Below are 24622 nucleotides of genomic sequence, written 5' to 3'. Positions count from 1 at the left end.
GGGGAACCTATGGCTCAACGATTGCTTGTCATTGAAGACGAACCGACACTAGCCCGGCTGCTGTCCTATAACTTAACGCAGGAAGGTTACGAGGTGACGGTAGAGGATCATGGAACGGCAGGATATGATCGTGCGACGAGGGAACCTTTTGACTTGATCGTATTGGATCTGATGCTGCCAGGAATGAATGGCATTGACATCCTTGATAAATTGCGTGGACAAGGTATCCGCACACCTATTATCGTATTGACTGCTAAAAATGCTGAAGAAGATGTGGTTAGAGGGCTGAAATCCGGTGCTGATGATTATATAACCAAACCTTTTGGAGTATCCGAATTGCTTGCAAGAGTGAGCGCTGTATTGCGGCGGATTTCCGGTCTTGCTGAGGAGGCTCCACAAGAGACACCTATATCTGCCTCTACGATCATTCTGGGACAACTAGAAATCTATCCTGAGCGGTATGAAGTATCCTTAGGTGGACATAGCATTAACCTGCGACCTAAAGAGTTCGAGGTATTGTTATATTTGGCTCGTAAACCAGGGGTAGTGCTGACAAGAGATGATCTTATGAACGCTGTATGGGGCTTTGATTATATTGGTGGACAGCGCACCGTTGATGTGCACGTAAGTTCACTCCGTAAAAAGCTTGAGCTAGATCCAGAATCCGTCCATATCGATTCCATTCGAGGTGTAGGTTATAAATTAGTTGTTAACAAAAAGAGAGCTCCGGTCATTTAGCATGACTGGAGTTTTCTTCTTTATCCCGTTCATAAACAAGATTCAGGTGAGATTACACGCCGAATTGTAGGGAATACTATCACGTGGACTAATTCATCTTCACCAATTTTACATTGCGTTAACATTTCTCTCCAACTGTATTTACATTAAAAGCTTATTATGGAGAACGAAGATGATGAGAAGGAGACGTAAATACTAATGAAATCCATCATTGACATAGAGAAACTTGATCTCTACTATGAGTCATTTCACGCACTGAAGAATGTGAATCTGCAAATTCCGGAGAAACAGGTTACTGCTTTTATCGGACCTTCCGGTTGCGGAAAATCCACTCTGTTGCGCACGCTGAATCGTATGAATGATATGATTCCTGGTACACGTATTGAAGGAACTGTAAACATCGGTGGCAAAAATATTTATAGTGACGAGGTAGAGGTAGAAAGCCTGCGTAAACAGGTCGGCATGGTATTCCAACAGCCAAATCCTTTTCCAAAGTCGATTTACGACAATGTAGCTTACGGTCCTCGCCTGCATGGCATTCGTTCAAAGAGCGAACTGGATGAGATTGTAGAGCAAAGTCTGCGTCATTCCGCGCTGTGGGAGGAAGTTAAAGATTTTCTGAAAAAATCTGCCCTTAGCTTGTCCGGCGGACAGCAGCAACGGCTGTGTATTGCCCGAGCTTTGGCAGTTCAGCCGGATATCCTGCTCATGGATGAAGCAACGTCTGCACTGGATCCTGTGTCTACGCTCAAGATAGAGGAGCTTGTACAGGAATTAAGAAGTAAGTATACAATCGTTATGGTTACTCATAACATGCATCAGGCGGCACGTGTATCTGGTCGAACCGTGTTTTTCTTGAATGGTGTAATTGTAGAGGCGGCGGATACAGAGGTGTTGTTCTCGACTCCTAAGGATTCCCGCACCGAAGATTATATTTCTGGACGTTTCGGCTGATACGGGCTACAAGGGCGCTCGTCCTTGGAAATGGCAAGCTGACCATACATTAATGAGGAGGATCGCTCTTACTATGATTCGCAGAAAAGAATTTGATAAAGATTTGGAAGAGCTGCGCAGTCTGCTGCAGCAGATGGGTGAACATGTAATAGATGCTCTTGGTGGAGCAATTGTTGCTTTACAGAATCTTGATACTGTACGCGCTCAGGAAATCATTAAAGCAGATTTGCAGCTGAATGCCATGGAAGATAAAATCATGGAAATTGGCTCACGGCTAATTATTACGCAGCAGCCTGTAGCAAAAGATTTGCGCCGCATTATCGTTGCTTTCAAAATATCTAGCGATTTGGAACGTATGGGTGACTTGGCTATTGATGTTGCGAAAGCAACTATGCGCATCCATGGACAGCAGCTGATCAAGCCGCTTGTAGACATTCCACGTATGGCGGAAATTGTGACGACCATGATTGATGAGGCTATCCAGTCTTATCTGGATGAGAACACTGATCTGGCTTATAGAATGGCACAAGATGATGATCAGGTCGATCAATTATATGGTTCGATGATCAATGAGCTATATAGTTATATGGTGGCAAAACCGGATTCTGTGTCCCAAGCTATGTTATTAACGCTGGTAGGCCGTTATATTGAACGGATTGCCGATCATGCGACTAACATTGGTGAGAGTGTTGTTTATCTGGTCACAGGCAGCCGTCCGGACTTGAATCAGTAATTTGTACTTACACATCTTTTGTTATATCTTTAGTTAAACTAAGTAGCCGCCCTTTTAAAAGGGCGGCTACTTGTTGTATATCCTTAACATATCAGCTTATCCCACTGTTTAGGTTGGTAAAGCCGTTTCTACTTGTAGAGGGCATATGGTAAGATGTAAGGAGTAAGCATGAAAAGGCGAGGTGCACTATGGACAAGTTGATACTTATAGATGGAAACAATATTATTTACCGTGCTTTTTTTGCGATGCCCCCGCTGACGAATACAGCAGGGCAACAGACAAATGCGGTGTACGGATTTACAACGATGCTGCTTCGATTAATTGAAGAACATAAACCGACACATATGATTGTCGCTTTCGATGCAGGGAAAGTTACTTTTCGGCATGAAGGTTATCAGGATTATAAGGGCGGCCGGCAAAAAACACCGCCCGAGCTCTCCGAGCAGTTCCCATTGTTGAAGGAATTGCTGACTAATTTAGGTGTACCGCAGTTTGAAATTGGCAATTATGAGGCTGATGATATTATTGGCACCATTTCGCGCCAGGCGGATGAAGCGGGACGGCAGGTTATGATCGTGTCGGGAGACAAGGATATGTTGCAGCTGGCCTCTGAGCATACGACCGTTGCTTTAATCCGCAAAGGGGTCACTGAAGTTGAGCTTTATGGGCCGGAACAAATCCGGGAGAAATATGACCTAACCCCAGAGCAGATCATTGATCTTAAAGGGCTGATGGGCGATGCGAGTGACAACATCCCGGGAGTACCCGGCGTAGGTGAGAAGACAGCTTTGAAGCTGCTGCATCAATTTGGATCGGTGGAAGGTGTCTTAGCTGGAACCGGTGAGCTAAAGGGGAAAATGAAAGAAAAACTGGAAACCCATGCGGAAGATGCGGTAATGAGTAAAAAATTAGCGACCATCTATCGCGAAGTGCCGCTTGAGCATTCGTGGGAAGACATGGTCTTTAATGGAATTTCAGCGGATACAGCCGGCCCAGCGCTTGCCAAGCTGGAATTTAAATCACTGTTGGAACGTTTGTCTCTTAGTGCTTATGCTCCTGTTGCCGAGGGAGAGGAAAGTGCTGCTGAAGTAGAAGCAGCTGCACTTGATATTACGATCGTAAGTGAAGAAGAACTTAAGGGGCTAAGTGAAGCCCTGGCTGGCATTTCGGCGCTGCATGTGGAATCGAATGGAGATAATCCGCATCGTGCCGAGGTAATCGGAATAGGATTGTCCTCTCTGGAGCGGCATTACTATGTGCCGTTTGAATTACTGCATAAACCGGCTGCTGCGAAGCTGCGTGATTGGCTAGGAGATGAAAAGGCTCCGAAAAGTGGATATGATCTTCACCGCGCTGATTTGGCTCTACACTGGCAGGGAATTGCTTTTGCAGGTGCAGCCCATGATGTGCAGCTGGCGGCTTATTTGCTTGATCCTACGGAGGCTAATCAGAATCTAAACGATCTCACTGCTAAATACGGCTTGCCGCGGCTCTCTCCTGATGAAGAGGTATTTGGTAAAGGTGCCAAATACAAAATCCCTGAGCTTGAAGTCTTAGGAAATCACGTTGCACGAAAGAGTGCAACGGTTCTTGGAATCGCACAGAAGCAACAGCAGGAGCTGGTGGAGACCGCGATGACAGGGCTATTCGAGGATCTGGAAATGCCTTTGTCACGGATTTTGGCGGATATGGAGAAACAGGGGATTGCAGTCAATGCTGGTGATCTTAAAGAGCTTGGAAAAGAATTTGAGGCGCAAATTTCCAAATTGGTCAGTGAAATATACGAGATTTGTGGCACTGAGTTTAATTTGAACTCACCAAAGCAGCTGGGTGAAATCTTGTTTGTAAAGCTAGGTCTGCCTGTCGTCAAGAAGACGAAGACGGGTTATTCCACGGATGCCGAAGTGCTTGAAAAACTGGCGCCATACCACGATGTGGTGCGTTTGATTTTGCAATATCGCACAATTGCGAAGCTTCAATCTACCTACGTAGAGGGGCTGCTTAAAGAAATTTCCCCGAACACAGGGAAGGTGCATACATTCTACCGGCAGACGATTGCCGCTACAGGACGGCTTAGCAGCCAATTCCCGAACTTGCAGAATATCCCGATTCGTCTAGAGGAAGGACGCAAAATCCGCAAGGTATTCGTTCCGTCCGAACCGGGCTGGTCCATCCTGGCAGCCGACTATTCGCAGATCGAACTGCGTGTGCTTGCGCATATTTCAGGTGATGAGCGGATGAAGGAAGCTTTTCTGCATGATATGGATATTCACACGAAGACAGCGATGGATGTGTTCGGTGTGACCGCGGAACAGGTGGACAGCAATATGCGCCGTGCCGCAAAAGCCGTAAACTTCGGGATCGTCTACGGGATCAGTGATTACGGCCTCTCGCAGAATTTGAATATTCCGCGTAAGGAAGCCGCTCAATTTATTGAGCAGTATTTCGAGGTATATCAGGGTGTGCGCCGCTATATGGACGATATCGTAGTGGAGGCACGGAAGTATGGTTATGTGACCACATTGCTTGAACGTCGCCGTTATCTGCCGGAGATTAATGCGAAAAACTTTAATCTGCGCTCTTTTGCGGAGCGGACAGCAATGAATACACCTATACAGGGAACAGCAGCGGATATTATCAAGCTGGCGATGGTGCATATGGACAAGGCATTATTTGATCGTGGGCTTAAGAGCCGTATGCTGCTTCAAGTACACGATGAGCTTGTATTCGAGGTGCCAGAGGATGAAATGGAGCTTATGAAGACGCTTTTGCCGGAAGTAATGGGTGGAGCCCTGAAGTTATCTGTGCCACTTAAGGCAGAGGTCAGCTTTGGAAGTAACTGGTACGAGGCGAAATAGACTCCCTTTAAGGTGTGCATATCAGCTATAATGTAGTTGAGGTGAAGACATCATGCCGGAATTACCGGAAGTAGAGACAGTCAAGAGAACACTTAATGAGTTAGTTAATGGAAAGCAGATAGAGAATGTAACCGTCCGGTTGGCGCGGATTATTCAGCGTCCGGATGATATTCAGGCTTTTGCCCACCTGCTGGCAGGTCATAGCATTGTTAAAGTTGAACGAAGAGGAAAGTTTTTGCGTATTGTGCTGGATGGTCTGGTGCTTGTGTCACATTTGCGGATGGAAGGCCGTTACGGACTTTTTTCAAATGATGACCCACTGGACAAGCATACACATGTGATTTTTCATTTTACGGATGGAACTGAGCTGCGTTACACGGATGTTCGCCAGTTCGGTACGATGCATCTTTTTCAGATGGGAGAAGATCTTCAGCTGCCGCCTTTAAACAAGCTGGGGCAGGAGCCGCTGGAGCCTTCTTTTACACCGGAGAGGTTTAAGCAGATCGTGTCAGGTAAAAGCACCAAAATTAAATCGCTGCTGCTTAATCAGGAATATATCGTCGGCATCGGCAATATTTATGTAGATGAGTCGTTGCACCGTGCGGGCATCCATCCTGAAGACAGCGCCAAATCGCTCACGGACAATCAATTGGACAAGCTGCATCATGCCATTGTAAGCACGCTGGCCGAAGCGGTTAACGCCGGAGGTTCATCTGTTAAGTCATATGTTAATGGCCAAGGTGAGAGCGGTACGTATCAGCAGCAGCTATTGATTTACGGTCGTAAGGATCAGCCGTGCAGTAACTGTGGAACGATGATTGAGAAGACGGTTGTAGGCGGTCGTGGCACGCATTATTGTCCAAATTGCCAGCGCCCGACTGTTAACTGAATTTGTTGAAATAATAAGGTTGGCACCCACTACTTGTCCCGCCCATATACTGTGTGAAGAATGCTTAATAGAGAACGGAAGCTGAAACGATAAACTTTTCAGTTTGCCGGTTCTTCACAGGAGGGATTGCGGGTGCTCAGCCCATTATTTTCACTGCTATTGCTAGCGTTTGCCTTGAGTTTGGACGGTTTTGGTGTAGGAATTACATATGGGCTGCGTAAAATGAAAATACCACTGCTCTCCGTTCTGATTATCTCGCTCTGTTCGGGGGTAGTTATCTGTGTATCTATGCAGGTTGGGGTTTTGCTTGCCAAGGTAGTGTCTCCGAATGCAGCTTCTATGGTTGGTGCGGTTATACTTGTGCTAATGGGGTGCTGGTCACTTGTTCAGATGCTGATGCAAAAAGAGAAAGATGCAGATGGCGGACGTAAAGCTGAAACGGTAGATGAGGGCTCATTTTCCGAGCAGGCTTGGGCAGAGGTAGCTGCTGATTCTGAAGCGGGTACAGAACCTGTTATGAATGATGAACCGTTGAAATCAGCTGTTTTTTCGCTTGAGCTACGCCGTTTGGGGATTGTAGTGCAGATCTTGCGTACCCCGTCTTCTGCGGATATGGATGCCTCAGGAAGCATCTCTTCGATGGAGGCGATGATACTTGGGATTGCGCTCTCTCTGGATGCTTTTGGGGCTGGACTTGGCGCAGCGCTGCTTGGCTTCAATCCGATATGGACATCACTTACAATAGCTTTATTTAGTGGTACATTTCTATTACTGGGTATGAAGACTGGACTTAGATTTGCCGGGAACTACTGGATGAAGCATGCTGCCGCATTACCAGCGTTATTATTAATTGCAATGGGAATACTGAAGCTATTATGAGGTGAGTACATGATTATAGGCTTAACCGGAGGAATCGCATCCGGAAAAAGCACAGTGTCTGCACTGCTTGTGAACAAGGGAGCGAGGCTGGTTGATGCCGATGTGATCGCCAGAGAAGTTATGCTTCCCGGGCATGAAGTGTTGGCTGCTGCTGCTAAGCAATTTGGAAAAGAGATCCTTTTTTCGGATGGAACACTGAATAGGGCCAAATTAGGTGAAATCGTCTTTCAAGATCCGGTGGCCCTGCAAACCTTGAACAATTTGACGCATCCTGCCATCCGGCAGGAAATCAAAAATCGTATGTACAGCATGGAGCAGGAAGAGCCGAAGCGGCTTATTATTGTGGATATTCCGCTTCTTTTTGAATCAGGGCTTGAGACCCTGTTCCATGAGATTGTAGTAGTCTACGTTCCCCGTGAAGTGCAAATTACTCGATTAATGGAACGTAACAGGCTCTCTTTAGAAGAAGCAGAAGCGCGATTGAATGCACAGATGGATATTGAACAGAAACGTAATAAAGCGGACTACATCATCGACAACAGTGGCGATCTTGCGTACACTGAGCAACAGGTTGCTGTTTTTTGGGACAGGCTGGGTTTATCATGAAATGGTTACGTAAAAAAAGAGTACTGCTTCTGCTATTTGTTGGTTTTACGGCAATATTGTTTCTGAGTACAAACTGGATGTCGTGGTTTTATCCCATCCATTTTAAAGACGAGATTCGCAAGCACAGCATCACTTATGAGATAGACCCGTTTCTTGTAACCGCGATTATTCGTGTAGAAACGAACTTTAAAACTGGACGAGAATCCAAAAAAGGCGCACTAGGGCTGATGCAGCTTATGCCGGATACCGCGAAGTGGGCGCTGGAAAAGGCCAAGCTTCCAAACGTATCTATGGAAGAACTCAAGCATGAGCCTTCGGCTAATATTGAACTGGGTACATGGTATCTTTCAACTTTATCCCGTCAGTTCGAAGGTAAACGTACAGCAATTATCGCAGCCTATAATGCTGGACCCGGAAAAGTTCAACGCTGGTTGGACGAAGGGATCTGGGATGGGACAGATGCAACCATTAAAGATATTCCCATTGGTGAAACCAGGCATTATGTACAGCGCGTTAATTATTACTATGATCAGTACACGGACATTTACAAAGAATTTTAATTTCTGCCGTGTTATGTATAAAAAGAAGTATTAAACGACCTGTAGGTCGTTTAATACTTCTTCAAAAAGCTTATGTTGGTCAGGTTATTTGTATTGACCTGCCAGTTGTTGTTCTGCCAGGGTTACAAGACGTTTAGTGATGTAACCACCGATCGAACCATTTTCATAAGAAGTTTTATTGCCTTGGTAACCATCTGGGGAAAGCGTGATTCCTAGTTCTTGGGCAACTTCGTATTTAAGTTGTTCCAAGGCACCGCGGGAATTTGGAGCTACAAGGTTATTGGAGTTGTTGCTTTGGCTCATTGCTGTTCACCTCCTCTGTTGGTAACTGTATTATGTGCCGGACTTGCCATTATCATTACAAGAAAAAAACGGTGATTTCTGGAAATAATAAAAAAGCCGTTCAAAAGCCGGATTTATAACGTTCCGGGACCAAACCATTATGTATTAGGAAGTGATGAAGCTTATGAAATGCCCTTACTGTGATCACACAAATACTAAAGTGCTGGACTCGCGACCAGCGAATGAAAATAAGTCAATCCGTCGTAGGCGTGAATGTGAGCGTTGCAGCAAACGTTTCACTACTTTTGAAATGATTGAAGAGACGCCACTGATTGTAATTAAAAAAGACGGCAGCCGTGAGGAATTCAGTCGTGATAAAATACTCCGCGGTCTCATCCGTGCTTGTGAGAAACGGCCGGTTTCTGTGGAACGTCTAGAAAAGATCGTGTCCGAGGTTGAGAAATCTTTGCGCGGCATCGCCGTTGCGGAAGTGGAAAGCCAACAGATTGGTGAATTCGTGATGGAGCAGCTCTACCCAGTAGATGAAGTCGCTTACGTTCGTTTTGCGTCCGTATATCGCCAGTTCAAGGATATTAATATGTTCATGAAGGAACTCAAGGGGCTGCTGTCCAAGAGTACGGGAGAATTAGAGGGATTATAGGGTTTTGTCCAGTTAGGGCGTTACAACCAATCCTAGGGTCTGTTAAGAGTGCTTGTACTGGTTTGTTTCCTCTGAGTTTTGAGCGGGGAATTTGAGTGGAAAAATGAATTTTAAAAAAAGTGTTGACATAGAGGGCGATTTTTTATATTATATAGAAGTCGCCTACGACGCTTGAGTTTATCGGAACAACTCAATTACGACCAAACTAAAATTTAAAAATGTGTGATTACATACATCTGAAATTTCAGTTTGGGGCCATAGCTCAGCTGGGAGAGCGCATCGCTGGCAGCGATGAGGTCAGGGGTTCGATCCCCCTTGGCTCCACCAAACTTCATATGGACTCTTAGCTCAGTTGGTAGAGCAGTAGACTCTTAATCTATTTGTCCAGGGTTCGAGCCCCTGAGAGTCCATCCTAAAGAAACGGCAGAAATGCCGTTTTTTTTTTTTTTTTTTTTTTTTTTTTGTGAATTTTAATGAAAAACTACGGGGCACTTATATACATGACTAAATGAAACGCCTTCACAAATGTATGCGTATTATGTTTCAATATAATAGAAAGATAAGGAAGGTGTTTCGTTATGTTAATTTTTTCATGGTTTCTTATATTTTTGGGTTTGGTAATTCCAGGTATTGTTTTGTTTTGTTTGAAGAAAATTGACGTAATGAAGATTTTGTTTTTTTGTAGTTCATTAATTGGTCTTTATTTAACTAGTATAGGTGTTTTAAAAAACTCGTGGATTTCTACTAAGTCTGGAGAATTTATGGGTTGGACTGTTTTAACTTTCTCAATGATTGAAGCTACTATGATAATAATTTATCTTATTTATTTTGCTTGTTCGAGAGGAGTGAAATATCTTCGATCCGATAATCCTTGGTCAAAAATGGGTAAAAGTTACGATGTTGCAATCCAGTTAATAATGATTTGTATTTTTTTGATTCTACCTAACGTAATGTTCTCGTTGCTCTATAGTTTATGGTCTATAGTAGTTCAGGTCAATTCAAGTTTAGGGTTATATGATTTTATGTTTTATGCATTTTCTATTAAGTATTCGCTTCCTTTAACAGGGTTATTTATAGATTTTCAGCACAATGTTAATAGTTTTGGAATTTTGAGATTTTTGCAAGTATTTCATATATTCACGACTACATTAATTGAATTTGTTGTCATAGGTTTTATTATTGCAAGATTAAATAATCTAATGAAGGATGAAGAACTTCCTCAAAACCAAAGACGTAGATATAGACGTAGGATATCATAAAATATAACTGATCTTAGCAATCGAGCTAAAATCATAAGTTACGAAGTAACTACTGGAGGTTAGTGTAGATGAGAACGTACAACCGAATTAGAAAATATTAATGTTCGACTGAGTAGTTCAGGAAGGTTACGGACAATATCTGATCGCCAAGATGCTTAAAGAAAAAGAAAAAGAAAAGGGAAAGGGTAAATAGTTTGCGAAAGAAGAACTGATAAAGAAGTTGTCTCTAAGAAACACAATGAGAACTGGTTATTATAGATGAGGCTAAATGGGCACGAGTCCAAGCCATACACAAAAAGAGAAATCCCGAGAATACAAAGAAGAAAGGCATCGAATGTGTACTTAGAAATACGAAGGGGTCATTACTGTTAGTTGGAATGGCGAGATGTGGTCATTGCGGAAATCCACTAACAACAACTTGGAACACAAAAAAGTATACTCGTAAAGATGGTACGGAAATAGTGAAGCGTGAGGCTAAGTATCGCTGTTCAGGGAAGGCACTTCAAAAGGTGAAATGTAGTGGTAAAACAATCCATTCCCCGATCTGTCTGGAAGGGATTGTGCTAGATGAAATATATGCTTATCTGGATCAACTAGAAACGCTGGACTTGAAAGAGCAAATAGAACAGATAAAAAGTAGAAACTCTGGGGACGAGGAAAAAGCTTTACGAAAGCATCAAAAGCTGACGGATAAAGCCAAAATGGAGCTTTCAAGTTTCAAAGATGATGTATTAAAAGTCATCATGGGGAAAAGTCCTCTAGATAGAGAGATGGTAAACGAGATGGTTAAGAAGAAAGAGAGTGAGGTATCGTTTTTACTAGCAAAGCTAGAGATGTTTGAGCAGGAGCTCAATGCTAGAAAGGTAGAACAAGTTGAAATACAGACTCTCCAGACCTATATTCCTGTTTGGCGCGAGGTATTTCAGAAAGCTCTACTGCAAAAAAGAAAATGATGCTTAGTACGATCATTGAGAGTGTTAAGGTTTACCGAGATTCAGTAGAACTGACGTTGAAATTGAACATTAGCTCGTTTTTAGCGACTGCAAGTGCAAGTAGTCTAAAAGGTAATGATTTGAATGCTGGTGATAATGTTTTAGGTAAAGCACTATCGCATCATACTAAGATATAACAGAATTAATTATAGAACATTCACTAAATTCCAAAGCTAATTAAATCTTTGTGAAATAGAGTAGGTCCTCAGTATTATATGGGGGCTTTTTGTCATTCCAAATATAGCCAAACTTATGATATAGTAGAGAAACTTGATCCGAAAAATAGCAAAATGTAGAAAATAATCAAATGAAATGTCGAATGGACTAGGTAGATAGTCCTTTAAATGGAGCTATTACAGCATGAGGTGGATATTATATGGCTAAAACGTATTATGCAGAAGGCAGGCAAGTAGCATATGTAGTAAGAGGACTGTTTATCCTTGGAGGTTTAGCGATTTACTTTAGCATTCCGGGGTTGCACTGGGGTTTCTTTTTAGGAATTCTATTAGGTTCGGTCATTCTCGGGGAAATCTTCGGAGGTATGTGGACTCGTAAGCGGCGTAAGTCTAAGAAAGTAAGAAGAGTATCTGGAACGAATAATACAAAACAGAGTAGCGTAGCAAGGACCAAGGCTAGTGTTCGTAGTACATCGACTAAGGCTTCTACCAAAAAACTGACGGATGCACAGATTCTGAAAGCAGACGTAAGGACATTGTCTGGTACGGATTTTGAGCGTTTAATGGAGCTGTATTACATAGATCAAGGCTATACCGTACAACGAGTCGGCGGATCAGGTGATCATGAAGTGGATTTAATCCTCAAAGGCAAAGAGGGGTATAAAATTGCTGTGCAGTGCAAGCGTTGGAAGCAGGATGTTGGAAATGATATTGTGTTACGGCTTAAAGCCGGTAAGCAGGTACATGGCTGTTATGATGCTTGGATTGTGACGACTAGTAATTTCACGAAGGCGGCGAAAGAGGCTGCGGATAAGCTGAATATTAAGTTGATTAATGGGCTGTCGTTGGATGATAGGTTGAAGAGATGGAAGAATGATAATGGAAAAAGAACAACTACTAATCCATCTTGATAGGGTTTTAAGAATGTTATTCTCTAATTATTTTTAAATTTGTAATTCAAAAAACTGTATTTATAAATTAATTAGAATAGAGATACTTTTCATTATTAAGTGATAAGTCTTTCATTAAGAGGAGAATAGGAAATAGTGAATATTTTATTTATAGTTAAACCTTTAATTGGGAAAATAGCGCTATTAATAAGTACAACATTTATAAATAAATTCAAGATTAAATGGAAACTTAATAAGATAAAAGACTTTCAAAAAGAATACGAAGATTCATTTGTTGATTCAAATACATTTCAACAGTTTTTAAATGATGAAAAGAATGGGCTTTTGATATTTAACTATGTATTTGGAGCTACTTATAGCTCTGTTACTAAAGAGGCATTTGTACAACAATTAACAAAATTAGCAATCGATGAGATAAACAATTATAGAATATCTGTGGATCTAAAAGTAATAGAAAATCATCCTGTTGTAAATCAATATCTTAGTGATTTGATTATACATCTTAAGGAGTATAGAGATAAAAGCTTCAAATCAAATGAAATGAGTATCTTATCTAATATTCAAAATAGTGTTGTGGAAAGTAATCACAGTTTACAAGAATACTTTGAGAAAAATTTACTAGAAATAAAAGAAAGAGCTTATTTAGAAAGATACACTGATGAATATTTAGGGAATAAATTAGATAGAAATATATTAGATTTAGGTAAAAGATATAATTCAGAAGCGAATGTAGAAACGGATTTTAACGCGATATTTGATTCGTTGGCAAGTAAAAACCAGGTTTATCAAAATTTTGAAAATTTATTATTTAAACTGCAAACGAGTATTGTGAATCTGAATGAAGTTTTAAATGAATATAGAGAATATTTAGGATGTGATATGAATTTTATTGAAAAAGTTTTAAAATATTTAAAAATGAGTGATTGCAAAAACAAAGAATTCTATCTAGACAGTAATTTGAAATGTCTTTCAGAAGAGATGAATGGTTTTATGGCAAAAGTTAAAGGGGTCAGATATAAGCTATTTGAAGATGATAATAAAAGCTTTAGAGAAGAAATAATGAATCCAATCACCACAATAAATAAGTATGAAAGAGAATTAAAAGATTATATAGACATGGTAAGACCTGAATTAATTAATGAGCCATATTTATTGATATATGGAGATGCAGGAATAGGTAAATCGCATTTATTGGCGGATAATGCTAAAAGATTACAAGAAGAAGGTCATAGTGTTTTTTTATTTTTAGGTCAGCATTTAAATGCATATGATAATCCTTTTGAACAAATATTTAATTTGATTGATTACAAAGGTTCTAAAGAGTCATTTCTAAAAGAATTTAATGATAGAGCGAATAAGAAAAATAAGAGAACTGTAATTTTTATAGATGCTTTAAATGAGGGAGCAGGTAAATACTTTTGGACAAATTATTTGCTGAATTTTTTAAATAGCATTAAAGAATTTGACAATATTGCTGTGGTCTTATCTGTTAGAAGTAACTATTTAAGAAGCGTTTTACCTGAAAATATTGCAGAAGAATTTCCTTTACATAAATTAGAACACAGGGGATTTAAGAATTTAAGTTTGGAAGCTTTAGAGCCTTTTTTTAATTACTATAGGATAAATCCGGTAACATTCCCTTCTTTAGAAAATGAGTGCTATAATCCTTTATTCTTACAAATATATTGTGAAGCAATTCAAGAAGAATATGTAGGATATAAAGGTTGGAGTATAGTCGAGGTATTAGTAAAATATATAGAAAATGTTAATAGTAGGTTATCACTTGATCAAAGATTTCCATATTCAAACTCATTAAATCTAGTTGATAATATTTTAAAAGAAATTGCTTTAAAGTTTATTGAAAGTGAAAGTCATTATATTGAAATAAAGCAACTTTATAAAGTATTAGATAGTGTAGCAAGTCCCTTTACGAAGGGTTACCGAGAATTAATCTTAGGGTTAGAAGAGGAAAATATTTTAACAATTAATTCAGGCTATAGTGGTAAAAGTTTCGTATATTTTACTTATGAAAGGTTTGCAGATATATATATATCCCTAGCTTTATTAGAAAGATATCAGCAAGATAAAAAGCTCTTTGAGGAAATATTGTCATCTGATAATCCATTTTATTATGGAGTTTATGAGAGTCTCTCGATAGTTGTTCCGGAAAAATTAAAATTAGAATGGCTAGATTTAGTAGATAGTAAGTTAATTACTTTTGATCTAGCAGAATCCTTTATTCGAGGAATCCCATGGAGAAATGTGCAAAATATAAATGAAAGAACTTTCCACTGGATTGATTTATGTCTGATACAAGGAAATATAGATTTACAAAGTTTAGTCTATGAAAATTTGTTAAAACAGTCTTATACTATAGAATCACCATTAAATGCAGAATTTTTACATGGTAACATTTATCCTTTAGCAATGTCTATAAGGGATGGAAGTTGGACTATATCTATAAATAATAATCCAGAAGTGCCTACGCGACTGGTAGAGATCATTCTAAATCAAAACTTAAGCTTTCAACACTTTAAGTATGAGAATTTTGAGTTGCTGTCTTTGACCATAATTTGGCTCTTTACATGTACAGACCGTAAATTAAGAGATACTTCTACCGCGGCTCTAGTAAAACTATATATGAATGAACCATCGATTATTTTAAAGGATATCAATAGGTTTATTGATATTAATGATCCATATGTGTTGGAAAGACTTTTTGCAAGTGCATATGGTGCAATTCTAAGAACAAATGAAATACCACAATTAGAGAAAATAATAGATGTTATTTATTCTAAAATATTTGATCAAGATGAAGTGTATCCGAATGTACTAATTAGAGATTATGCTCGAGGTATTATTTTATATGCTGGAAGTAAAGGGATTATTGAACTTGAAGAATATAAAAAGATTAATCCTCCATATTCGAGTAACTGGTATGAAAAAACATATACATTAAAAGACGTAGATGAAAAGTTAAAAGAAATGCAACAAGTAACAGGAGAGCAATTTTGTGGATTCGATCGGATTATTAGATCTATGACAACTGAATATGGAAGAGGAACTGGAGCTTATGGAGATTTTGGAAGGTATGTTTTTGGGAGTGTATTATATGATTGGAGAAATCAATTTAATGACCAAGATTTAAGCAATATTGCTACAATGAGGGTTATTGACTATGGTTATGATGAAAAAATACATGGTTATTATGATAGAAATTCTAGAGAATATAATAGACATGAAAATCTAGTAGAGCGTATTGGTAAAAAATATCAATGGATTGCATTGTATGAGTTATTAGCTAAAGTAACAGATAATTATCCTATATACAAAGAAGTAAAGTTATATACTCCTGAATATCAAAAATATAAGGATTTGCAAAATAAAAAAATATATTCATACATGGATAAAATATTGAAAACTCAAACAGGAGAAGATATAGAACTGGTATCAGAAGAAAATGAAGAGACTTTAAAAGAAGAAGATCATTTCCTCGGAATCAAGAAAGAATATTACAAGAAATACAATGGACCATGGAATCCATTCCTAAGAAACATTGATCCTAGTTTATTAAAGTACCCAACGATAGATAATAATAAGCAAAGTTTAATTAAATCATATTTGCCATATGAACCATATAAAATGTGGGCGCAAAATAAAGAAGAGTTTAATAAGCTTGATAAATTTATATTTATTGAGTATGAAGGTAATAAATATATATCTTTAGCCCAATTACTTGTCCAAAGTAGAGATAATGGTGAAAATTTTGTTGATAAGGATGAATTTTGCATAAAGGCAAAGGCAGTGTTTTTATCTAATTCAGATAAAGAAAAATATATTGCTGTGAAATCAGAAAAGAAAGGAAATTTAGGTGTTTCTTGGGCAAGTGCGTATAGTGTATTTGCATTTGAACATTATTGGCATCCATCGTTCTCTGATATGTTTTTTGAAAATGAATTTGAAGATATCGATTGTGAAGATGCAATATGGGAATATCTGTGGGAGACAAATATCAATCCTGCTTCTGGAGAAAGAACTTCATGTAGTTACCTTTTACCAAATGCTAATTTAGTTAAGTTTTTTATGTTATTTCAAATTTCTGAGGGAATCTGGAAAGATAGTGAGAATAATTTAGTTGCCTTTGATTCTCAGTATATGGGATATGAAAGTAATTTGTTATTTAGAGCTGACTATTTAGAAAAATATTTAAGAGAAAACGATCTAACAGTGGTATGGGATTTTTATATGGAGAAGATGTCTGAGCGCAGTAGAAAAGAAGAATGGTTCATATGTTGGACTGATAATGGTACTGATATGACACACATCATTATAGATCAATATAAAGAATTTGAAATGAAAGATAGATTTTGATTACTAGATAAAAACCTTTATATTGCAATTTCTATAGGGCAGTGCTCCTGACCATCACGCCAGAGCGCATCGCTGGCAGCGATGAGGTCAGGGGTTCGATCCCCCTTGGCTCCACCAAACATCATATGGACTCTTAGCTCAGTTGGTAGAGCAGTAGACTCTTAATCTATTTGTCCAGGGTTCGAGCCCCTGAGAGTCCATCTTAAAGAAACGGCAGAAATGCCGTTTCTTTGCTGTTTGGGGAAGAGTGACTTTTTATTTGGTTTTGATCGTGGTATAGTTTGGGTAGATAAAAGCGGCTTCGGAAGTTTAGTCAGGAAATAGACCGCATTCCTTTGCGAGAGGGCGGTCTATTTCTTTTTGAGGTAGTTGAGCAATGCAATAATGAACATGCCGAACATGAACATCAGTGACAATTGCTGACTCCAATTACAGACAATCCATATCTAAAGAAACAGCAAGATGCTGTTTCTTTTTTTGTTTCCATTTATTAATTATCATTAAATCCATTAAACTCCTGAAGCATTTCGATAAAGGTTTCAAGCTGTTGATTATCCCATTGGGCTATGCGCTCATAAAATATGAACTCCTTATCCTGTAACGCGTCAAAGGTTTTTTGTCGTCCAAGATCAGTGAGAGTAAGAAGTATAGCTCGACGATCGTTAGGGGAGTCTTCCCTTTTGATATAACCCAAATTCTCGAGTTGCTTGATGAGACGGCTGACTGAACTACGATCCATAGCCGTAGATTCTGCCAATACAGAGGCACTTGTTGGACCATAGGAGTACAGCCAACGGACTATATGGAAAGCAGCAGGTTGTACAGATGAATCGAAAGCGGCAGCAGTTCTGACATTTAGGGCATGCGAAGCGCTAATAAGGGCACTAATTTGTCCACCTAGCTTCAGTTCTAATTGCCCTCTCAACGTGTCTTTACGCTCGGCATTCATTGTTTTAACCACCTAACCTAGTATTTTTCAAAAGTCTTTATACATCTATAAAGTTGACATATATCAACCATCGTCATATAGTTGATATATATCAATTATATGATTTGGACAATACGCTGTCAAAATGAAATTGCCCCTGATGAATTCCTTATATAAAGGAGAATGTAGATGATGACAAAGCCGATTATTGTAATTACTGGAGCTACAAGCGGTTTGGGACAACTCGTTGCACTTGAAATGGCAAAGCAGGGTGCCCATCTTGTTCTGACTGCAAGGAGTAATACGCGTTCAGAAGCAACTGGAAAAATGATAAAGGAGAGCGTACCAGCAGCCGAAATTAGTTTTTTTTACGGAGATCTATCCTCAATGAAGGATGTCACTAGGTTAGGACAAGAAATATCTAATGTTTTTCCGAAGATAGATGTGTTAATAAATAATGCAGGGCTTCATGGGTTTGAACAGCGGATAACTGCAGATGGATTCTCAGAAATGATGGCTGTGAACTATTTTGCACCTTGGTTATTGACGCATACTTTAGAACGTTCTTTGAGAGCAGCAGGAAATGCAAAAATTATAAATGTTGCTTCGGAAGCTTCACGCCGGCATGGAGTGCTAAAGTTGCCAGAAGATTTGCTCAATACAGCTTCTTTTACTTCCAGAGGATCATCTGAGATTTATGGGAAAACCAAACTGTTAAATATTATGTTTACCAGTGAGCTTGCACGTCGCTGGGCGGGAACGGAAATCAGCGTTCATGCATTGAATCCAGGTTTTAATGTTACAGGTCTCGGGCGTGAACTTTGGTTTTCTTCGATGCTTAAGCACTTATTGAATTTCTTTCGTATTGGCGATCCTCGTAAAGGAGCTGAGATCATTATTCGTTTAATGACCGATCCTAAGTATCAAGAGAGTACCGGGGGATATTTTAACGTTGGGACAGGCAATCCCATTGTACCCGTACAACCGGGAGGAGATAAGGTAATGGAAAATAAATTATGGAACGATACGAGAGACATTGTGCAGCAGAAAGGTTTCGTTGGAAACTGATGTGATTAGTGAAACTGACCTCATTTCCGTTCGAATCACCTACTTTTGATCCTGCGGACTGTATGGCTCTTATTTTCTTTATTCGGTGCAATTAGTCGAGTGATCGGACCGTAGCGCACTTATTTCCTCTCCAGTAGCAGTATTTTGTTTTGAAAAGACTAAATAAGTGCGTAGGAGTCCGATAGCTTGGGAAAACGCCCCATAATCAGAAAATAAGAGCACCTCGGTCCGTTGTATCTCAACCTTCCGCCAGGCCGACCTTTTATAGTACTACGAGCAGAAATAGACCGCATCTCTGGTGAGAGAGGGCGGTCTATTTTACCGTTCCCGTTAGTTACGTATTCCTTGAAAAGCGTACCTCACCAACTGCTGCACATAAGCATCGTCTATGGGTTGGCCGGTCACCAGCAAGCGGTAGAATATCGGCCCGTAAATAAGATCGGTAACTACTTCAATATCGAGATTATCCTTCAATTCCCCGCGCTGAACACCCCGTTCCATAAGCAGCCGTGCCTCAAGCCGACGAGGCTGGAAATATCGGGTCCGATAAGCTTCCGCCAAGCCTGAATCCATCTGTCCTTCGCCAATGATCTCCGTAATGATTTTACCCTCTCGACTAATCAGGAACCGGGATAAGTTCGTTGCATGCATGAGAATATCATCAAATACTGAACCTGTGTCAGGTACGGGCAGTCTGTCCGCAGCGGAGGATAGGAATCCATCCATCACCACGGCAGCCTTGTTAGGCCACCATTTATATATCGTAGCTTTGCTGACCTTGGCACGATCCGCTATTTTTTCCACCGTAACTGCTCCAAAACCATTTTCCAATAACAAATCATAGGATGCGGTAAGAATAGACTTCTCCGTCTCAACATTACGCGGACGCCCTCGTTTACTCTCCATCTGAAATCACCCTTTCATTAATCTGTTTCCAATCAAAATATAAACTATACGTTCAGTATACTAAAAAAACCTAAAAAAATAAATGACTATCACCTATTTACAAAACGATACGTTCAGTATATTATTTAAACATGAATTAGTGAACTGAACGTACAGTATTTAAATTATTAAGATAATCTGAGGAGGATTCACATGCAAAAAGAACAAGCGGTGAAAGAGAACCACATTTCAAGTTGGATGATGTTTATGTTAGCAGCCGCATGCGGGCTTATCGTAGCCAATCTTTATTATGCTCAAACCCTTGTTGGACCTATCAGTGTCTCGACAGGACTTTCTTCTACAGCCGCAGGCTTGATCGTCACTTTAACTCAAATCGGTTATGTTGTAGGTTTGTTATTTATCGTGCCGCTGAGTGACATTGTTGAGAATCGGCGCCTCACGATAATCACGTTAATGGTTGCAGTGGGTGCATTGCTGGTTGCAGCTTTCGCAGCTAATGCGCCTTTGTTCCTGACAGCATCTTTGTTTATAGGAACCGGTTCAGTGGTAGCCCAAATCCTGGTACCTTATGCCACCTATTTAGCGTCTGAAGAGCAGCGTGGGCGTGTGGTTGGTAATGTTATGAGTGGACTCTTACTAGGTATTATGTTTGCCCGGCCCGTGGCAAGCTTTATCACCAGCATCTGGGGATGGCAAGCCGTTTTTATTTTTTCAGCGGTCGTCATCACGTTGTTAGCCATTCTTCTGTCGCGATTTCTTCCTGAACGTAAACCTGCACCTTCGGTAAGCTATGGTAAATTAATTGTCTCTTTAGGCACCCTTTTAAAACAAACGCCTATATTGCGCCGACGTGCCTTATATCAAGCCTGTTTATTTGGAGCTTTTAGTCTCTTTTGGACGGTGGTTCCGTTGCGGTTGGCGGATGATTTTGGAATGTCGCAGCAAGGTATCGCATGGTTTGCTTTAGTAGGTGTTGGTGGGGCTGTAGCCGCACCGATTGCTGGAAGACTGGCAGATAAAGGTTGGAGCAAATGGTTAACCGGGCTGGCCATGATCATTGCCACCTTGTCTTTTTTACTAATTCATCTTTTCCATAGCCACTCAACTTTTGCTCTCATTCTGCTCTTTATTTCCGCGATTACATTGGATATGGCCGTATCCGGAAATCTTGTACTCGGACAGCGTGTGATTTATTCATTGGGAAGTGAAGCGAGGGGACGTCTTAATGGGATCTTTATGGCGATTTTCTTTGTGGGTGGAGCCGTTGGATCATCTTTGGGTGGTTGGGCTTATGCCTATGGGGGATGGACCTTCGCCTCACTCATCGGAGTGATCCTGCCGCTATTGGCTTTGGTTTACTTTTTCACTGAAAAAAGATCAACTAAAGCTGTTGAATAAAGCCTTGCTTTAAGAGTGGGGGTTAGGTTTTACACGGCAGAATAGACCGCTACCTTTGGTTAGGGCGGTCTATTTCTTTTTGAGGTAATAACGCTTGATAAACGTTAGTTATGCTCCGCTAACTGCACCTCAAACCCGTCCGGGTCCAGGATATAAAAGAACCGCAGGTGGGGATTGGGGGCGATTGGTCCGCGCGCTACTGGGATACCTTGGCTTTTTAAACTCTCCATCGCTTCATCAAGTGAATCCACTTCGAAACCCACAGAAACGCCACATTCCGGCTTCAAAGCCGGGTCACTTCCCTGAATAAGCTCGATCTTGGGTTGCCCCTCCAGACCTAACATGACGATCTGTTTTCCACTGCTCTCAAATCTACGCTCAATGGGTAGCCCCAGTATCCGGTTATAAAAATGAAGGGAAGCCTCCAGATCGCGGACCCGAAGCGTAATCCAATTCATACTCAATTTCATGGTTTTATAGTCTCCTCTGATGAATATTCTATATCGTATATTATACGCTATCATCTTGCCCGGAAACAGGGAGAATGGGGAATCAAGAACGTTTAGTGAGGATAAAAGCCCGCAAAATCAGCTGTGCAACCAGTGGTTGACAGTATGTAAGGGTAGATAGGTAGTCAATTACAGAACGTTATAATATGATGAGCATGAGGTGATGGCGAATGGACTTTGCAAATAAATTGCAAAGCTATAGGAAACAGAGAGGAATGTCCCAGGAGAACTTGGCGGAGGTGATTGGTGTTTCGCGGCAAGCCGTGTCTAAGTGGGAATCAGGTCAATCCTATCCCGAAATGGATAAGATGATTAGTTTAAGTGAATTATTTCACGTAAGTTTGGATCATCTGGTGAAGGATGCTTCAAGCGATACCAAAGCAGAGCATGTCGCAAGCCCCGTATATGTAGATCTGAATTCCTTGTTTCATTATGAGTACAAAAGTAAGAGAACATGCTTTGGAATTCCTCTGGTTCATATCCATATCGGACGGGGGCTATACGTTGCCAAAGGGGTTATTGCCATAGGTAATGTTGCGATTGGTGCTGTATCCATTGGTATTGTTGCTTTGGGCGGATTATGTTTAGGTGCGCTTGCTTTAGGACTCATCAGCTTTGCAGGTCTGGCTCTAGGGCTTTTGTTAGCCGTTGGGGGCATTGCGGCGGGTACAATGGCCGTTGGTGGAATAGCATTGGGGATATTTGCTGTTGGAGGTTTAGCTGTAGGTATGTTCTCCTTGGGTGGTCTCTCTATCGCTTCCCATATTGCAATGGGTGGATATGCAAGCGGGCATATAGCTATAGGGGATACCGTAAAAGGTGCTTATACCTTTATTACTCAAGATAATAATTTCAACGACATCAAGGGGGAGGAGGTAAGAAAGTTAATTCAGCAAGAATATCCACATCTTTGGAAGCCCATTGTGCAGGGAATTATTTCAATCTTCAAATAGCTGATTAATTTGCGGAAATTTCTTAACGGTTGTTTCATATGGATATAATCTGGGTAATAAACGATTGGCGTTTGTCATATATGGATCCGGCAAAAATACTTGTTGCTCAGCAACAAGTATTTTGATTTTGTGTTGGATATTTGTGAAAATATAAAACCTGATATTAGATTTTTTGCTGAAAACCGAAATTTTTACAGAGGAGTATTTATTTGAAAAGCATTCATAAGCGCTTATTATTCTTGCTGCTTGTGTTTATAATTCTACCGTATTTTTTATCCGTGTTGTTGATCTATCGGCAGACGAAAGAGAATGTGGAACGACATGAACTTGAGAACAGCCATGAGCAAATTCAGCAGGCGTCAGCCGATCTAGAGCATTATTTTGATGAAATCATTAATCTTCCATATATTTTATACCGAAATCCAGACTTATTCAGGGTGTTTGAAGAAGGGTTAGAAGAAGATTTTTATTTTAAGCAGCTTGAAATTAATAAGGGTATGACTAACTTCTATCTCATGAGGAGTGAAATTCGTCAGATCCGTTTATTCATAAACGAAGGGAAAAGCTCATTTACAGTTTATAATGCCATGTTAAGTTCCCGTAAAAGGAATCCGGATTTATTACAGCAAGCTTCTATTCAGAAGCTGATGAGCTCTAATAGCAATTATCTTATTGAAGCTCCGCATCTGATTGAGAACTATAACGATACCTCCATTATGCCTCCTTCGGATAAAACGATGGTCTTGACGGTTCATCACAAAATTGTGGATGTCCTAACGCAGGAATTTCTGGGCGTCATCACTATGGATATTGATTTGGACAAGATTGCTCATATCGCTAATCATTTTCTACAGAAAAATAAAGAGAGCGTGTGGCTTTCCGATGCGGAGGATCATGTCATTTACGCCAGTGATGAAACATGGATAGGCAAAACCGTTCCCGATGAACTGCAAAGGAAAATAAGTCCGGCACAGGCAGATACTAAATCTCCAGAAGGAGATATTGTGTTTACTAGAACATTGCAGGAACCGATAAAAGAGTGGCATTTTGCTAAGGTAACCCCGAGCTCTTTTTTATTTGAAGATGTAAGGAAAACCGCCTATACAAACATCATTGTAGGTGTGGTTGTAGGTGGACTGGGCTTGATAATGATAACAATCATTTCATATGGATTTACACGGCCGATAAAATTGCTTAGTCAAAAAGTCCAGCGTATCGAGGGGAGGAATATGAATGCCCCATTCGACGATATGCGGGAGGACGAAATCGGTATTCTAGAAAGACACATCAAGGAGATGATGAATCGGATCAACCGTCACATTGACCGGGAGTATAAGCTTGAGATAGAGAACAGGAAAAATCAGCATAGGGCGCTAAAGTCGCAGATCAATCCGCACTTTTTATTTAATTCTTTACAATCCATTGCAGCTGTTGCCCTACTCTCTGAATCTCCAAAAGTATATCAACTGATTACCTCTTTATCCAAAATGATGCGGTACTCGATTCGTGTGGATCAGAAGGCGACGGTTCAAAGCGAAGTGGATTATGTACAGGCTTATTTGAATCTTCAAGCGGAACGTTTTCAGACTGATTTTAGCTATTCCATTGATATACCTAAAGATATTTTTGATATTCCGGTTCCTAGTATGATCCTGCAGCCGCTCGTTGAGAACTTTTTTAAGCACTGTTATGACGAGGGCTATGAACAAGCTTACATCCATATTTATGGTGAAATACAAGGTGAATATTTGAATCTAGTCGTAGAAAATAACGGAAACAGCGTGACGGATGATGAACTTGAGGCATTAAAAAATAATCTCTACACACCGGTTAAAGAAGGCAATCCTTCTTTTGCACATATCGGGTTAAAAAACATTCATGATCGCTTGGTTCTTCATTTCGATCACACAGCGGGAATCAAACTAGATTCGATGCAGGGACAAGGGTTCACTGTACGGCTAGTAATTCCACTCTACCTAAAGGAGAAGTAA

General features: G+C 40.3%; 21 protein-coding genes and 3 tRNA genes. 20 read left to right on the top strand and 4 right to left on the bottom strand.

What is annotated here, in order from left to right; genetic code table 11:
- Positions 1-9 precede the first annotated feature (9 nt).
- From NST45_RS17695 to NST45_RS17660, 8 genes are all read left to right on the top strand, one after another.
- Positions 10-738 carry a response regulator transcription factor gene (locus tag NST45_RS17695; RefSeq protein ID WP_036678951.1) on the top strand — a complete coding sequence of 243 codons (729 nt, stop codon included), beginning with the start codon at positions 10-12 and terminating at the stop codon, positions 736-738.
- Positions 739-936: 198 nt separating this feature from the next.
- On the top strand, positions 937-1692 hold the full coding sequence (gene pstB, locus NST45_RS17690; protein WP_036678954.1) for a phosphate ABC transporter ATP-binding protein PstB: 756 nt from the start codon (positions 937-939) through the stop codon (positions 1690-1692).
- A 73-nt stretch (positions 1693-1765) separates the two neighbouring features.
- The gene (phoU, locus tag NST45_RS17685) at positions 1766-2425 is read left to right on the top strand and encodes a phosphate signaling complex protein PhoU (protein ID WP_036678957.1); all 660 of its coding nucleotides are present in this window, start codon (positions 1766-1768) and stop codon (positions 2423-2425) included.
- 188 nt (positions 2426-2613) lie between these two features.
- Positions 2614-5283 carry a DNA polymerase I gene (gene polA, locus NST45_RS17680; RefSeq protein WP_076224798.1) on the top strand — a complete coding sequence of 890 codons (2670 nt, stop codon included), beginning with the start codon at positions 2614-2616 and terminating at the stop codon, positions 5281-5283.
- A gap of 52 nt (positions 5284-5335) precedes the next feature.
- Entirely contained in the window at positions 5336-6172 is an 837-nt protein-coding gene (gene mutM / locus NST45_RS17675; RefSeq protein ID WP_036678963.1) for a DNA-formamidopyrimidine glycosylase, read from the top strand.
- 132 nt (positions 6173-6304) lie between these two features.
- Positions 6305-7051: a manganese efflux pump gene (locus NST45_RS17670; RefSeq protein WP_036678965.1), complete on the top strand. Its 747-nt coding sequence runs from the start codon at positions 6305-6307 to the stop codon at positions 7049-7051.
- Positions 7052-7060: 9 nt separating this feature from the next.
- On the top strand, positions 7061-7657 hold the full coding sequence (gene coaE, locus NST45_RS17665) for a dephospho-CoA kinase (RefSeq protein WP_076100115.1): 597 nt from the start codon (positions 7061-7063) through the stop codon (positions 7655-7657).
- Positions 7654-8217 (top strand): lytic transglycosylase domain-containing protein, encoded by a 564-nt coding sequence (locus NST45_RS17660; protein ID WP_036678971.1) that lies wholly within the window; start codon positions 7654-7656, stop codon positions 8215-8217. The genes coaE and NST45_RS17660 overlap by 4 nt, the downstream gene beginning before the upstream one ends.
- A gap of 84 nt (positions 8218-8301) precedes the next feature.
- On the opposite strand, the gene NST45_RS17655 is transcribed toward NST45_RS17660, so the two are convergent.
- Positions 8302-8520 carry an alpha/beta-type small acid-soluble spore protein gene (locus NST45_RS17655; protein ID WP_036678974.1) on the bottom strand — a complete coding sequence of 73 codons (219 nt, stop codon included), beginning with the start codon at positions 8518-8520 and terminating at the stop codon, positions 8302-8304.
- Positions 8521-8683: 163 nt separating this feature from the next.
- On the opposite strand from NST45_RS17655, the gene nrdR reads away from it, so the two are divergent.
- The 8 genes from nrdR to NST45_RS17615 all read left to right on the top strand — a co-directional run bounded on the left by nrdR (position 8684) and on the right by NST45_RS17615 (position 17069).
- Entirely contained in the window at positions 8684-9160 is a 477-nt protein-coding gene (gene nrdR / locus NST45_RS17650) for a transcriptional regulator NrdR (protein WP_036678976.1), read from the top strand.
- Positions 9161-9411: 251 nt separating this feature from the next.
- A tRNA-Ala gene (locus tag NST45_RS17645) sits at positions 9412-9487 on the top strand.
- 10 nt (positions 9488-9497) lie between these two features.
- Positions 9498-9570, top strand: a tRNA-Lys gene (locus NST45_RS17640).
- A gap of 168 nt (positions 9571-9738) precedes the next feature.
- Positions 9739-10419, top strand: a complete 681-nt coding sequence (locus NST45_RS17635; RefSeq protein ID WP_076101294.1) for a hypothetical protein — start codon at positions 9739-9741, stop codon at positions 10417-10419.
- A 377-nt stretch (positions 10420-10796) separates the two neighbouring features.
- Entirely contained in the window at positions 10797-11372 is a 576-nt protein-coding gene (locus NST45_RS17630; RefSeq protein ID WP_076101292.1) for a zinc ribbon domain-containing protein, read from the top strand.
- Positions 11373-11787: 415 nt separating this feature from the next.
- Entirely contained in the window at positions 11788-12498 is a 711-nt protein-coding gene (locus NST45_RS17625) for a restriction endonuclease (protein WP_076101290.1), read from the top strand.
- A 132-nt stretch (positions 12499-12630) separates the two neighbouring features.
- Positions 12631-16869, top strand: coding sequence for an ATP-binding protein (locus NST45_RS17620; RefSeq protein WP_339826197.1), 4239 nt, complete (start codon positions 12631-12633; stop codon positions 16867-16869).
- A gap of 127 nt (positions 16870-16996) precedes the next feature.
- Positions 16997-17069 (top strand) — tRNA-Lys (locus NST45_RS17615).
- Between the two features lie 290 nt (positions 17070-17359).
- Here the strand turns inward: NST45_RS17615 and NST45_RS17610 are convergent.
- Positions 17360-17818: a MarR family transcriptional regulator gene (locus NST45_RS17610; protein ID WP_076098508.1), complete on the bottom strand. Its 459-nt coding sequence runs from the start codon at positions 17816-17818 to the stop codon at positions 17360-17362.
- 168 nt (positions 17819-17986) lie between these two features.
- On the opposite strand from NST45_RS17610, the gene NST45_RS17605 reads away from it, so the two are divergent.
- Complete coding sequence (locus tag NST45_RS17605; RefSeq protein ID WP_076098507.1) at positions 17987-18865, top strand: SDR family NAD(P)-dependent oxidoreductase; 879 nt, start codon at positions 17987-17989, stop codon at positions 18863-18865.
- A gap of 330 nt (positions 18866-19195) precedes the next feature.
- Here the strand turns inward: NST45_RS17605 and NST45_RS17600 are convergent, their stop codons facing one another.
- On the bottom strand, positions 19196-19771 hold the full coding sequence (locus NST45_RS17600) for a TetR/AcrR family transcriptional regulator (protein WP_076098506.1): 576 nt from the start codon (positions 19769-19771) through the stop codon (positions 19196-19198).
- A 192-nt stretch (positions 19772-19963) separates the two neighbouring features.
- Here NST45_RS17600 and NST45_RS17595 point away from each other — a divergent pair, with 192 nt between their 5' ends.
- Positions 19964-21169, top strand: coding sequence for an MFS transporter (locus NST45_RS17595; RefSeq protein ID WP_076098505.1), 1206 nt, complete (start codon positions 19964-19966; stop codon positions 21167-21169).
- 104 nt (positions 21170-21273) lie between these two features.
- Here the strand turns inward: NST45_RS17595 and NST45_RS17590 are convergent, their stop codons facing one another.
- The gene (locus NST45_RS17590; protein WP_081382354.1) at positions 21274-21639 is read right to left on the bottom strand and encodes a VOC family protein; all 366 of its coding nucleotides are present in this window, start codon (positions 21637-21639) and stop codon (positions 21274-21276) included.
- Positions 21640-21848: 209 nt separating this feature from the next.
- Here NST45_RS17590 and NST45_RS17585 point away from each other — a divergent pair, with 209 nt between their 5' ends.
- Both NST45_RS17585 and NST45_RS17580 read left to right on the top strand, forming a co-directional pair.
- On the top strand, positions 21849-22631 hold the full coding sequence (locus tag NST45_RS17585) for a helix-turn-helix transcriptional regulator (RefSeq protein WP_036679206.1): 783 nt from the start codon (positions 21849-21851) through the stop codon (positions 22629-22631).
- A gap of 209 nt (positions 22632-22840) precedes the next feature.
- The gene (locus NST45_RS17580; RefSeq protein ID WP_339823346.1) at positions 22841-24622 is read left to right on the top strand and encodes a histidine kinase; all 1782 of its coding nucleotides are present in this window, start codon (positions 22841-22843) and stop codon (positions 24620-24622) included.

The organism is Paenibacillus sp. FSL R7-0163, assembly GCF_037969975.1.
In the GTDB taxonomy this organism is placed as follows: Bacteria; Bacillota; Bacilli; order Paenibacillales; family Paenibacillaceae; genus Paenibacillus_AQ; species Paenibacillus_AQ odorifer.
Note: the sequence above shows the minus strand (reverse complement) of the source record. Positions and strands in the feature narration are given on the sequence as shown.

Bases quoted from the DNA above. Each gene is read 5' to 3' on its own strand.
- NST45_RS17695 (WP_036678951.1), top strand. From the start codon at position 10: ATGGCTCAACGATTGCTTGTCATTGAAGACGAACCGACACTAGCCCGG.
- pstB (WP_036678954.1), top strand. From the start codon at position 937: ATGAAATCCATCATTGACATAGAGAAACTTGATCTCTACTATGAGTCA.
- phoU (WP_036678957.1), top strand. From the start codon at position 1,766: ATGATTCGCAGAAAAGAATTTGATAAAGATTTGGAAGAGCTGCGCAGT.
- polA (WP_076224798.1), top strand. From the start codon at position 2,614: ATGGACAAGTTGATACTTATAGATGGAAACAATATTATTTACCGTGCT.
- mutM (WP_036678963.1), top strand. From the start codon at position 5,336: ATGCCGGAATTACCGGAAGTAGAGACAGTCAAGAGAACACTTAATGAG.
- coaE (WP_076100115.1), top strand. From the start codon at position 7,061: ATGATTATAGGCTTAACCGGAGGAATCGCATCCGGAAAAAGCACAGTG.
- NST45_RS17660 (WP_036678971.1), top strand. From the start codon at position 7,654: ATGAAATGGTTACGTAAAAAAAGAGTACTGCTTCTGCTATTTGTTGGT.
- NST45_RS17655 (WP_036678974.1), bottom strand. From the start codon at position 8,520: ATGAGCCAAAGCAACAACTCCAATAACCTTGTAGCTCCAAATTCCCGC.
- nrdR (WP_036678976.1), top strand. From the start codon at position 8,684: ATGAAATGCCCTTACTGTGATCACACAAATACTAAAGTGCTGGACTCG.
- NST45_RS17635 (WP_076101294.1), top strand. From the start codon at position 9,739: ATGTTAATTTTTTCATGGTTTCTTATATTTTTGGGTTTGGTAATTCCA.
- NST45_RS17630 (WP_076101292.1), top strand. From the start codon at position 10,797: ATGGCGAGATGTGGTCATTGCGGAAATCCACTAACAACAACTTGGAAC.
- NST45_RS17625 (WP_076101290.1), top strand. From the start codon at position 11,788: ATGGCTAAAACGTATTATGCAGAAGGCAGGCAAGTAGCATATGTAGTA.
- NST45_RS17610 (WP_076098508.1), bottom strand. From the start codon at position 17,818: ATGAATGCCGAGCGTAAAGACACGTTGAGAGGGCAATTAGAACTGAAG.
- NST45_RS17605 (WP_076098507.1), top strand. From the start codon at position 17,987: ATGATGACAAAGCCGATTATTGTAATTACTGGAGCTACAAGCGGTTTG.
- NST45_RS17600 (WP_076098506.1), bottom strand. From the start codon at position 19,771: ATGGAGAGTAAACGAGGGCGTCCGCGTAATGTTGAGACGGAGAAGTCT.
- NST45_RS17595 (WP_076098505.1), top strand. From the start codon at position 19,964: ATGCAAAAAGAACAAGCGGTGAAAGAGAACCACATTTCAAGTTGGATG.
- NST45_RS17590 (WP_081382354.1), bottom strand. From the start codon at position 21,639: ATGAAATTGAGTATGAATTGGATTACGCTTCGGGTCCGCGATCTGGAG.
- NST45_RS17585 (WP_036679206.1), top strand. From the start codon at position 21,849: ATGGACTTTGCAAATAAATTGCAAAGCTATAGGAAACAGAGAGGAATG.